Annotated in this window: 10 protein-coding genes and 1 other annotated feature; of the genes, 8 read left to right on the top strand and 2 right to left on the bottom strand. The window is 27.2% G+C overall.

Annotated elements, in window-relative coordinates:
* Positions 1-6 precede the first annotated feature (6 nt).
* The 7 genes from RWJ08_RS02080 to RWJ08_RS02050 all read left to right on the top strand — a co-directional run bounded on the left by RWJ08_RS02080 (position 7) and on the right by RWJ08_RS02050 (position 9,667).
* On the top strand, positions 7-1,452 hold the full coding sequence (locus RWJ08_RS02080; RefSeq protein WP_313960893.1) for a TrkH family potassium uptake protein: 1,446 nt from the start codon (positions 7-9) through the stop codon (positions 1,450-1,452).
* A gap of 12 nt (positions 1,453-1,464) precedes the next feature.
* Positions 1,465-2,085: a ribonuclease H family protein gene (locus tag RWJ08_RS02075; RefSeq protein WP_313960892.1), complete on the top strand. Its 621-nt coding sequence runs from the start codon at positions 1,465-1,467 to the stop codon at positions 2,083-2,085.
* 3 nt (positions 2,086-2,088) lie between these two features.
* Positions 2,089-3,114, top strand: coding sequence for an L-threonylcarbamoyladenylate synthase (locus RWJ08_RS02070; RefSeq protein ID WP_313960891.1), 1,026 nt, complete (start codon positions 2,089-2,091; stop codon positions 3,112-3,114).
* Between the two features lie 26 nt (positions 3,115-3,140).
* The gene (locus tag RWJ08_RS02065) at positions 3,141-3,614 is read left to right on the top strand and encodes a GNAT family N-acetyltransferase (RefSeq protein WP_313960890.1); all 474 of its coding nucleotides are present in this window, start codon (positions 3,141-3,143) and stop codon (positions 3,612-3,614) included.
* Between the two features lie 317 nt (positions 3,615-3,931).
* Positions 3,932-6,295, top strand: a complete 2,364-nt coding sequence (locus tag RWJ08_RS02060) for a DNA internalization-related competence protein ComEC/Rec2 (RefSeq protein WP_313960889.1) — start codon at positions 3,932-3,934, stop codon at positions 6,293-6,295.
* Between the two features lie 8 nt (positions 6,296-6,303).
* Positions 6,304-7,350 (top strand): DNA polymerase III subunit delta, encoded by a 1,047-nt coding sequence (holA, locus tag RWJ08_RS02055; protein WP_313960888.1) that lies wholly within the window; start codon positions 6,304-6,306, stop codon positions 7,348-7,350.
* Complete coding sequence (locus RWJ08_RS02050) at positions 7,343-9,667, top strand: heavy metal translocating P-type ATPase (protein WP_313960887.1); 2,325 nt, start codon at positions 7,343-7,345, stop codon at positions 9,665-9,667. The genes holA and RWJ08_RS02050 overlap by 8 nt, the downstream gene beginning before the upstream one ends.
* Positions 9,668-9,707: 40 nt before the next feature.
* Here RWJ08_RS02050 and RWJ08_RS02045 read toward each other — a convergent pair whose 3' ends face one another.
* Both RWJ08_RS02045 and RWJ08_RS02040 read right to left on the bottom strand, forming a co-directional pair.
* The gene (locus RWJ08_RS02045; protein WP_313960886.1) at positions 9,708-11,150 is read right to left on the bottom strand and encodes a leucyl aminopeptidase; all 1,443 of its coding nucleotides are present in this window, start codon (positions 11,148-11,150) and stop codon (positions 9,708-9,710) included.
* 100 nt (positions 11,151-11,250) lie between these two features.
* Positions 11,251-11,706 carry a small multi-drug export protein gene (locus RWJ08_RS02040; protein ID WP_009372345.1) on the bottom strand — a complete coding sequence of 152 codons (456 nt, stop codon included), beginning with the start codon at positions 11,704-11,706 and terminating at the stop codon, positions 11,251-11,253.
* 118 nt (positions 11,707-11,824) lie between these two features.
* Positions 11,825-11,941 (top strand) — a sequence feature (ribosomal protein L10 leader region).
* 21 nt (positions 11,942-11,962) lie between these two features.
* On the opposite strand from RWJ08_RS02040, the gene rplJ reads away from it, so the two are divergent.
* A complete protein-coding gene (rplJ, locus tag RWJ08_RS02035; RefSeq protein WP_313960885.1) occupies positions 11,963-12,466 on the top strand; it encodes a 50S ribosomal protein L10 in 504 nt (167 codons plus the stop codon).
* The last annotated feature ends 16 nt before the right edge of the window (positions 12,467-12,482 follow it).

Below are 12,482 nucleotides of genomic sequence, written 5' to 3'. Positions count from 1 at the left end.
TGTATTATGAATAATAAAATTATAAGATATATTTTGAGTAAAATTTTATATATTGAGGCAGGATTTTTACTTTTACCAGTTATTGTTTCTCTAATATATAAAGAAAATTATATAAATATTTTAAGTTTTCTAGCTACTATATTCATATTATTGATATTTGGATATATTGTTGGATATAAAGCTGATGGAAGTGGAGCATTTTATGAGAAAGAGGGATTTATTATAGTTTCTTTGTCTTGGATACTTTTATCCACTTTTGGAGCATTGCCATTTGTTTTTTCGGGTTCGATACCAAGTTTTATAGATGCTTTTTTTGAAACTTCCAGTGGTTTTACTACTACAGGAGCAAGTATCTTAACAGATGTCGAAGCACTTAGTCATTCAATACTTTTTTGGAGAAGTTTTACACATTTGATTGGAGGTATGGGTATTTTAGTTTTTGCTCTTGCAATTTTACCTCGTTCAAATAGACATTCTCATATTATGAAAGCAGAAGTTCCGGGTCCTGTTTTTGGGAAACTTGTTGCGAAGATGAGTTATACTGCAAGAATTTTATATAAAATCTATTTTGCAATGACCGGAATTTTGATAATTGTACTTATTTTAGCAGGGCATCCTGTTTTTGATTCATTTATTCATGCTTTTGGAGCAGCAGGAACGGGTGGTTTTGGAATAAAAGCAAGTTCAATAGCTTATTATAATAGCCCGCTAGTTGAAATGATTCTAGCAATTGCAATGATAATTTTTGGTATAAATTTTAACATATTTTATGTTATCTTAATAGGAAAAGCCAGAGATGGTTTAAAAAGCGAAGAATTAAGATGGTATTTGTTTATAGTTTTTGGAAGTGTTGTTTTAATATTTTTCAATATAAAAAATAATTATACTTCATATTTAACTGCAGTTAAGGATATATTTTTTACAGTTTCTTCAATAATATCTACAACTGGGTATGCTACAGCAGATTTTGGAAAATGGCCACCTTTTTCTCATTTTATTCTTCTGTTCTTAATGTTCACAGGAGCTTGTGCTGGTTCAACTGCAGGTGGATTAAAAATTTCAAGATTTATAATTCTAGTTAAGTCATCTATTCTACAATTTAGAAAGGCAGTAAATCCAAAAAGAGTATTAAGTGTGAAAATGGATAATAAGGCTGTCGGGAATGAAGTATTAGAAGAAGTAAGGGCTTACTTTGTAATTTATATATTTTTAATTATTATTTTTACAATTTTAATATCTTTTTCGGTTCCTGACTTTTTAACTGCATTTTCAGCAGTAATGGCAACATTTAATAATATTGGCCCTGGAATGGCGATTGTAGGTCCTACAGGAAGTTATGCAAGTCTTACTGACTTTAATAAGATAGTTTTATCTTTTGCAATGCTAGCAGGAAGACTTGAAATATTCCCAATACTAATTTTATTTTCATCAACAACTTGGAAAAAGAAATAGGAGGAGTTATTTTTGGCTAAAAAATATTATGCGGTTAAGGTTGGAAAATCTGTTGGAATTTATAATAATTGGGAAGATTGTAAAAAACAAGTTACAGGTTTTTCAGGTGCGATTTATAAATCTTTTCCAACTTTAGAAGAAGCTAAAGAGTATTTGAATAATGAAAATATAGAAGTTAAAAGCGGTGGCTTTAATTTAGAAGATATTGCTGAAGATGAAATTGTGGCCTATGTTGACGGTTCTTATAAAAAAGATACTTTAGAATATGGATATGGAGTTGTACTAATTTTAAAAGATGATATTATTGAACTTTTTGGAAAGGGAGAAGACCCTGAAGTTGCAAAGAGTAGAAATGTAACTGGAGAGCTTTTTGGTTCAATTAGAGCTATTAGTGAGGCAATAAAACTTAAAAAGAAAAAAATAACTGTTTTTTACGATTATCAAGGCATTTCATCTTGGGCTAATGGAGAATGGAAATGCAATTTGCCTCTTACTATAGGATATAGAGATAAGATTAAAGAGTTTAGAAAGGAAATAAAGATTTTATTTGTAAAGGTTAAGGCACATTCAAATGATAAATATAATGATCTTGCAGACTATTTAGCAAAAAAATCTTTAGGAATTGAAAAATAGTTTATGACTGAAATATTAAAACCAACGAAAGAAAATATAGAAAAATCTACAAAATTAATATTAAATGATGAAATTGTTGCAATTCCAACCGAGACTGTGTATGGTTTAGGAGCAAATGGGTTATCAGATGTTGCAGTTTCAAAAATCTTTAAGGCCAAAAATAGACCACAGGATAATCCTTTGATATTGCATATTTCAGATTATGATATGATGGAAAATTTGGTTTATGAATTAAGTGATGAGATAAAAGAATTTTTAAATCATTTTTGGCCAGGACCACTGACTGTTGTTATGAAAAAGAAGGAGATAATTCCTGATGCCATTAGTTGTGGACTTGATACTGTTGCAATTAGAATGCCGAATAATGAAATTGCAAGAAGTTTTATAAAGCAATGTGGTGTTCCAATAGCTGCACCTTCTGCAAATATTTCAGGGAAGCCGTCACCAACGACTGCAGAAGATGTTTTTACTGATATGAATGGTAAAATTTCTGTAATCTTAGATGGGGGACTTTGCAATATCGGAATAGAATCAACAGTTTTGGATTTGACTAAAAAACCATATACGATTTTAAGACCGGGCTTTTATACGAAGGAAGACCTTTTGAAATATGAAGATGAAATTTTAATTGATGATGCCATTGTAACAGAAAATACTATTCCAAAATCTCCGGGACAAAAGTATAAACATTATGCACCAAAGGCAAAAGTTGTAGTAATTTCAGCTAAAGACAGAAAAAAATCATCAATTGAGATTGAAAAAATAATAAAAGAAAATAAAGACTTAAAGATCGGAATTTTTAAGTTTGACGAAACATTTTTAAATGTTGAAAGTGAAAATATTTTATCATTGGGTTCAATTTTTGATTTAAAAGAAATGTCAAAAATATTATTTAAAGGTCTTAGAGAATTCGACGAAAAAAATGTTGATTTGATTGTTGTTGAAGGTTGTGATGAAAAGGGACTTGGATTTTCAATAATGAACAGACTTAAAAAATCAGCAAGTGGGAATATAAAATACATTGATTAACAGTGAACTTTAAAGGAGTTAGTAATTTGAAAGAATTGATTATTAAAGAAATTGTAGATATTAGTGAAAAGGAAAAAATATCAAGAGAAATATTAAATGATCTTCCTGAATGGTTTGGTATGCCTGAAAGTACGGAAGAATATATAACAGATTCACAAGATAAACCATTTATTGCTTGTTTTATGGATAATGAGGCAATAGGTTTTGTAGTATTGAATTCAACAAGTGTGGATTGTGCAGATATTTTTGTTATGGGAATTAAGAAAAAGTATCATAGAATGGGAATAGGAACAAAGTTAAATGATGCTTATGAAAGATTGGCAAAAAAACTTGGTTACACTTATTCTCAAGTCAAAACTGTTCAGAGCGGACATTATAAAGAATATGATATAACAAATAATTTCTACAAATCTGTAGGATATAAGGAATTAGAAGTTTTTCCAACTCTATGGGATGAATGGAATCCATGCCAAATTTATATTAAATATATTGGAAATTAGAATTGTTTGATATCTAAATTAAATAATTGAATATAAGATGAGAAGTAGTATATCAAAATTATACTGCTTTTTTATTGTTCAAATTATGATATAATAATTATAGATTTATGCCTTATGATAAAGCTATAATTATTTCATCATAATAACCTAAATATAATTATCAAAAAGAGATTATGATATAATAATTATAGATTTATGCCTTATGATAAAGCTGTAATTATTTCATCATAATTACCAAAATTTAATTATAAAAAAGAGATTATGATATAATAATTATGTATTGAAAAATGATTTATGATTTTGTATTTGGAGGAAGTATGAAAAGAAATATTATTTTTTATCTGATTTCCTTGATATGTGGAATTTTATTTTGTTATTTTCTAAAAATGGAACATTTTACAAAATTTTATATATTTTTGGGTTTATCATTTACTTGTATAGTTTCATATTTTTTTAGATTCAATAAAATAAAATTATTTCTTTTGATTTTCTCATTAGGCTTTTTAGTTAGCTTCTTTTCAGAGAAAGAAAGTAATTTAAAACAATTCTTTGATCAAGAAGTTTCTTTTACAGGAGAAGTTTTAAATTCAACTGCTCGTTCTGATGGAGAGGGATTCAAACATGAAGTCAGATTAAAAAATATTGAAAATATAGAAAAATCAGAGAAAATTTTACTTTTTACAAATCATAAAAAGTTTGAAATTGGAGATATTGTAAGTGTAACGGGAAAACTTCGAGAAATAAGGTCAAATGGTAATCCAAGACTTTTTAATTATAAGAGATTTAATTTAAAAAAGAATATATATTCAAATATTTATTCTGATGATGTGAAGAAAATTGGAGAGAATAAAAATTTAAAGGGAGCTTTTCATAATTTTGTTGAGAATGTCTTTGATACTTCTCTTTCATCTGAAAATTCGGATATTATGAAGAGGATATTTCTTGCAAATAATTATGATACGGCTTTTGAAAATGATATTAGAGAAATTGGACTTTCACATATTTTAGCCGTTAGTGGTCTACATATTGGAATAATATATTTAATTTTAAGTAAAATTTTAGTCATTTTACCAATAAAAAGAATTTTTAGAGAAGTTATAATTCTATTTTTTATATTTTTATATTCATATTTAATTGGCAATCCTGCAAGTGTTTTAAGGGCGGAAATATTTTTGCTTATTTCTATATTTTCGTCGCTTTATGGAAAAGTTAAAGATAGATTAAATGACCTTTTATTAACTATTTTTGTCATTTTATTAATAAATCCATATATGATTTTTGATGTAGGATTGTACTTAAGTGCGTTTTCAGTATTTGGAATTACAAAGATTTTACCATATTTTTCAAATAAGAGAGATGGTTTTATACTTAAATCTTTAAAACTTACTTTTTCGGTTATGCTTATAATTTTACCTATTATTTTATATACTTTTGGGAAGTTTTCAGTTATTACCTTCTTTAGTAATTTAGTATTAACACCAATTTTTGTAATTTGCATAGTTATTTCGTTTTTTATTTTGTTATTTGGTTTATTTAGTTTAAAAGTTTGTGTATTTTTGGGATTATTAGTTAATAATTTATTAAATCTTATAAGATTAAATGTTGATTTTTTAAAGGATATAAATATAAACGTTACTTTTTATGAATATAACATAGTACTTTTAATTTTTACATATTTTTTACTTTTAATTTATTTTAAGAGGAGAGATTTTAAGTATTTTACATTTGATAACTTTAAATTTTTTATACTTTCTGTTATGATTCTATTTGTTTCTACAAATATTTATAACATTTATAAAAATGAAGTAAATATCAATTTCATAGATATAGGACAGGGAGATGCCTGTTTAATAAGAGGAAAACAGAATAATATTCTAATAGATACAGGTGGAATTACTTTTGGCAAAGGAGATAACGGAAAATCTATTTTAATTCCATATTTACAGAAAAATGGGGTTAAAAAACTAGATTTTGTATTTATTTCACATTTGGATGCAGACCATTGTAAAAATTTGGGATATTTATCTAAGGAAGTGGAGATTAAAAATTTATTTTTTAGAAAAGACGGGTATAGAGATTTTGTAAAAAAATATGGAGAAGTTAAGGCTGAAAATATTTATAATATTGAAAATAATTTAAAAATAAATTTAGAAGATGTAGATTTAGAAGTTTTAAAAGCAAAAGATTCTACAGAAGAAAATGAAAGATCCATAATAGTTAGAGTTACAGTAAATGGAAAGAAAATACTTTTTACCGGAGATATTGGAGCTTTTACAGAAAATCAGCTTATAAAAAACGATATAGACTGTGATTATCTGAAAGTTGCTCATCATGGGAGTAAGAATTCTAGTTCACCTGAATTTTTATCAGCTTCAAGTCCAAAAACTTGTATAATTTCCTGTGGTTATAAAAATAGATATAACCATCCACATAAAGATGCACTAGATAGAATAAAATCTACAGGAAGTGATGTTTTTAGGACTGATTTACAGGGAAATATAATGCTTAGAATTAATAAATTTGAAGAAAAAATTATAGGTTTTAGAGAAATTGATGGTAATTTATTAGGTTTATTAAATTTTTATTTTATGGATATTTTAAATATTATAATGTATTTATTAGGATTCTTTGTTTTAGTTAAAATTAGAAAAGATTCAGTTATAGATTTAGAGTCTATTTAGGAGGAACTATGAATTATTTGCAAGCTATGAAGTTGCTAGACAATGGGGAACTTAATGGTATATATGTTTTAAGTGGGGAAGAAATTTTTTTGATAGATAGATTTGTTGAGCTATTTAAAGAGAATATTGTTTCAAAAGATTTTTTTGATATGAATTATATCGAATATGATTTTTCAAAAATTGACTTGCAAAAGTTAAAGATTGATTGTGAAACAGCTCCATTTTTTAGTAATAAAAGACTTATTATTGTAAATGATGTAAATCTTTCAAAAAATGGAATTTCTATATATAAAAATTTTTTTGAGGAAATGTATGATTATATAGATAAGATTCCAAATACAACAGTTCTTCTTTTTGTTATGAAAGGAAGTCTTGCTTTTCGTGGTAAATTTTATAAACAAATTTCGATTTTAGGACATAATATTGAACTTGTAAGGTTTAATGAAATTGAACTTTTTAAATTTATTAAGAAAAGATTTGTTTCAAAAAATATCGAAGTTAAAGATATTGTTTTAAAATATATTATCGATAGAATTGGGTATTTAGATAGTAGCAGAGAAAAAAATCTTTATGATGTGGAAAATGAAGTAAATAAACTTCTTAACTCATTTTCTAAAGATGTTTTAGATTTTAAAGATGTTGATGAAATTTTAGTAGATAAATTTGAAAATAGTATTTTTAAATTACTTGATATGATTTCTAAAAAAGATTATAAAAATTCTATTAAGATTTTAGTTGAGCTTAAAAAATCGGGAGAGGACTCTTTTTCTACATTTTATATGATTGTAAGATATATTAGAAATCTTTTAGGAGTAAAAGTTTTGAAACTAAAACAAAAACATATAGACTATATTTCAAAAGAGTTAAAAATTTCAAACTACGAATGTAAAAAATTGTATTCGGTTTGTGATAGTTTTTCTATAAAAACTCTATGTGATTATATTGATTTAACATATTCTGTAGAATCAGATATTAAGACAAAAAATAGAGATATAGATTTATTGTTGGAGCTTTTGATTTCAAAAATGTCATTAGGAGGTGCTTCTTTTGAGTAAAAAGGTTAATATTTTTGTTGACGGAATGACTTGTCAAGCTTGTTCTATGAAAGTTGAAAAGGGACTATCAAAGCTTAAAATAGTTGAAGACGTCTCTGTAAATCTTATGAGCAAAACTGTCACAGTATCCGTTGAAGATGGAGCGAAAGTTGAAGGTCTTATCGGAGTTATAAAGAGACTTGGATATAAACCGAAAAGAGATGAGGTAAAAATTGAAAAGAGCAGTATCAAAGTTGAAGATATTGAAAAAATAATTTCTGAGTTAAAAGAAAAAGATACTGTTTTAGTAAAAGATGAAGATGACATTTTAAAAGTAAAATACTTAAAAGATGTTGTTTCTTTAGATGAAATAAATTCAATTTTAGAGAAATATAAAATTTCGGTTAAAAAAGAAAAAAAGGAAAGACAAAATATATATGAAGATGAAATTAAGGACTTAAAAAAGGACTTAATTATTTCAATAGTATTTAGTGTTCCACTTATGGTTTCAATGTTTTTCCATATGTTCAATTTGCACAAGTTTATGTTAAATGGTTATATTCAATGGGCTTTGGCAAGTGTTGTTCAATTTTATGTAGGTAAAAGATATTATATAAATGCCTATAAAAACTTAAAAAATAAAAGTACAAATATGGATGTTTTAATAGCTTTTGGAACTTCAATGGCGTATTTTTATTCAGTCTATAAAGTTTTAATTGGAAGTGTTGATGTTTATTTTGACAGTTCTGCAATGATTATAACTTTAATCTTACTTGGTAAATTCTTTGAAGCTAATGCAAAGTCAAATACTTTCGGTGCAATTATGAAATTGATGGATTTGAAAGCGGACTATGCAATTGTAATTGACGGAGATAGAGAAGTTAAAAAGAATATTGAAGATGTAAAAATTGGAGATATTGTTCTAGTTAAACCTTACGAAAAAATTCCTGTTGATGGAGTTATTATTTCAGGGAATAGTTCTGTAAATCAAGCTATGATTACCGGAGAATCTGTTCCTGTTGAAAAAAATATAGGAGATACTGTTATTGGAGCAACTAATAATATAGAGGGAATTTTAAAAATTGAGGTAAAGAGTACGGTAGAAAATTCTGTATTATCTAAAATACTTGATTTAGTTCAAAATGCTCAGACAAAAAAAGCCCCTGTTCAAAGACTTGCAGATAAAATTTCAAGTTATTTTGTACCAGGTGTAATTTTGTCGTCTTTAGCTACTTTAGTAATTACTTATATTGTTACAAAAGATTTTACAACAAGCTTATTAAATAGCTGTGCAGTAATGGTTATAGCTTGTCCTTGTTCACTTGGTTTGGCAACACCAACTGCGATTATGTCAGGAACAGGAGTCGCTGCACAAAATGGAATTTTGATAAAGAGTGGAGAAGTCTTAGAAAAAATTCATAAAATGGATAGCATTATTTTTGATAAAACAGGGACACTAACAACTGGAAAGTTAAAAGTTGTTGAAATAAAGAATAATACTGATTTATCAGAAGGAGATTTCTTAAGTATAATTTATTCTTTAGAAAAAAATACAGATCATCCTATCGCAAAATCTATTGTAAATTTTTGTAAAGAAAAAAATGTAAAAGAATTGGATATTTCTGACTTGAAAGTAATTGCTGGAATGGGTGTTCAAGCTAATTACGATGGTAAAGAAATTTTGATTGGAAAGAGAAAATATATTGAAGAAAAACTTGGAAAATTAGAATTAAATATAGAAAATGAATTACTGACAATCTTTATTTCTATAGGAAATGAATTCGCGGGTTTTGTAGTTTTAGAAGATGAAATTTCAAAAAATGCTTTTGAAATAATTAAGAAATTAAAAGATAAAAATATTGATGTTTATATGATAACTGGAGATAGTGAAGTAGTTGCTAGAAAAGTTGCAAATAAACTTGGAATAGATAATGTACTTTATGAAGTTATGCCAGATGAAAAATCTCAAAAAGTTATAGAATTGCAAAAACAAGGAAAAATTGTTGCAATGGTAGGGGATGGAATAAATGATGCTCCTGCTCTTGCAAGTGCAGATATAAGTTTTGCAATGGGAACTGGAACAGATATTGCAATGGAAACTTCAGATATTACTCTGATGAATGGTAATTTAAACACACTTTTAAATTCAATCAATATAAGTGAACAAACTCTTAAAATAATCAAACAAAATTTATTCTGGGCTTTTTTCTATAATATTATTGCAATTCCTTTTGCTGCATTCGGATACTTAAATCCTATGCTTGCAGGATTTACAATGAGTTTTAGTTCAGTAAGTGTTGTTTTAAACAGTTTAAGATTAAAAAGATATAAATTTTAAAAAATGGTATGCTTTTAAAAGCATACCATTTTTTTCTTAATTATTTTTTATTATATTTTTTTACAAAATTGTAAAGTGTTTTTACTGGAGTACCGCTTGCTCCTTCAGGATTTGTACCCCAAGCTGAACTTGAGTATGAAGGACCTGCAATGTCTAAATGAACCCAAGGAGTGTTTTCAACGAAGTGTTCTAAGAAAACTCCTGCAGTAATTGCTCCGCCAGTTCCGGGAGCAGTTACATTTAATAAATCTCCAACTTTTCCTTTTACACTTTCTTTATGTTCTTCATAAACAGGAAATCTCCATAAGTATTCACCCATAAAGTCTGCTGATTCTTTAATTTTTGCAAAGACTTCATCATTATTACTTACAGCTCCAATAACTCTTGAACCCAAGGCTTGAATACAAGCACCTGTTAAAGTTGCTACATCAATTATACATTCTGGATTTAATTTTGAAGCTCCATAGTAAATAGCATCTGCTAAAGTCAATCTTCCTTCAGCGTCAGTATTAATTACTTCAATAGTTGAACCTTTCATTGAAGAAATTATATCCCCATTTCTGTAAGCATGTCCATTAATCATATTTTCACAAGATGCAACAAGTGCAATTACATTTCTTTGCACTTTCATTTTTCCTACTGCATACATTGTTGAAATAACAGAGGCACTTCCACCCATATCAGTTTTCATAGTAACCATTCCTGTAGCTGGTTTGATTGCATATCCACCTGAATCATAAGTTAAACCTTTACCAACTAAAACAATAGGTTTTTCATCTTTGTTTGGTAAATGTTTCATAATTATAAATTTGGGGGGTAGGTCACTACCTTGTGCTACTGATAGAAAAGCATCCATTTTTAAAGATTCAATTTGTTTCTTTTCCAAAACTTCAACTTCTACACCAACTTTTTCAAGTTCTTCTTTTGCAAATTTCGCTAAAGTTTCAGGATAAATATCATTAGCAGGTCTGTTTACAAGATCTCTACACATAAACACTGCTTCCATTATTGCTTCAATTTCTTTTATTCCACTTTCAACATGTTCTATTTTATTTTCTAAAACAGTAAAGAATACTTCACATTCATATTTTTCTTTCTTTTCTTTTAAGAAGTTGTCAAAATTGTAGTTAACATTTATAATTCCTTCAATCATAGCTTGAGCAGTTAATTTATAACAAATACCATCAAACTTTTTGATTTCTATATTGCAAGATTTTACTTTATTAGCTTTTAAGTGCTTTCCAAGAGAAAGAAAAGCTCTTCTAATATTTTCAAGAGAATTTTCTTCTTCTTTTCCTAAACCTAATAAAATTACATTTTCAGAATTTGGGCCTAGATTTGAAAAAATTTCGCCTCTTTTTCCACTAAAAAGTTTATTTTCTTTTACATAAGCTTTTAATTCTTCACTTATTCCGCAAACATCGTTTCCATCAAATAAAGTAATAACTTTAACTATTCCGGAATTACCAATTTTAAATTTCATACACTACCTCCAAAATTAAATTAGATAAAAATTATCTTACTTATATAATAACTAAAAATTTAGTTTTTTGCAATAGAAAAGGACAACTGAGTTGTCCAATTTAAAAAATATTAAGACTAATTGTAGCCATAATTATTCCTGATAGAATTAATCCTAAAATTGCAGCTAATAAACTTGTTTTAAAATCTATATCTAAAATACTCGCAGCAAGTATACCGGTATATGCACCGGTACCCGGAAACGGAATACCTATGAAAATCGCAAGAGCAAGTAAAATTCCGCTTTTTCCTGATTTTTTTAAAATTTTTTCTCCTGCTTTGTGACCTTTTAATAAAAGCTTTTTACAAAACTTTCCAATGTACCTTTTATGTTCACCCCAAAGTAAAATCTTTTTAGCAAGAAAGTAAACAAATGGAACTGGAATTAAATTTCCTATTAGTGCAATTATATACGAACTTAAAATTGGAAGTCCCATTGCTTGCGAATAGGGAATAGCGCCTCTTAGTTCTATAATAGGTACCATTGAAATTAATAAAACTAAAAAATATTTTATCATTACCTCTCCTTGAATTTTTCCTAATAATATATATTCTACCATAAAAACAAAATAAAAGAAATATAAAAAAATTTTTAAAAAAGTATTGCATTTATTTTAAATTATGGTATAATATATATGTTAATTTTATAGGCTACCCAAGACCGTAGGGACATTAGTTTAAAAATCCTACATAGGTGGAAATACTTATTTTGTATTTTATCTCTACTCTTGGTAGAGATTTTTTAATATGTAGCCTTTTGTGGAGGTGAAAAAGATGAAAGATTTTGTTTTAGAACAAAAGCAAGCTGTTATATCAGAAATTAGAGAAAAAATCGAAAATTCAGGTTCTTTAGTTTTAGTAGATTATAGAGGCTTAACTGTTGAACAAGTAACTGACTTAAGAAATAAGTACAGAGCAGCTGGTGTTCAATATAAAGTATATAAAAATACTATGATGAAATTAGCCTTCAAAGAATTAGGATATGAAGAATTCAATCAATATCTAGAAGGACCAAGTGCTGTTGCATTTGCTGGAGAAGATTTAACAGCGGCAGCAAGAATCACTAATGAATTTGCAAAGTCAAATGAAAAATTAGTTATTAAAGCAGGTATATTAGAAGGAAAAATTTTAGACACTAATGGTGTTAAGGCTGTAGCAAGCATCCCTTCAAGAGAAGTACTTGTTGCAAAGTTACTAGGAAGCTTAAAGGCTCCAGTATCAAATTTAGTTTATATGTTAGAAGCAGTAAGAAAAAAGAAAGAAGAAGAAGCAGCTTAATGGTTGCATAAAATTT

The organism is uncultured Parvimonas sp., assembly GCF_963524015.1.
GTDB lineage: Bacteria > Bacillota > Clostridia > Tissierellales > Peptoniphilaceae > Parvimonas.
This window is presented reverse-complemented; position numbering and strand designations above follow the sequence as displayed.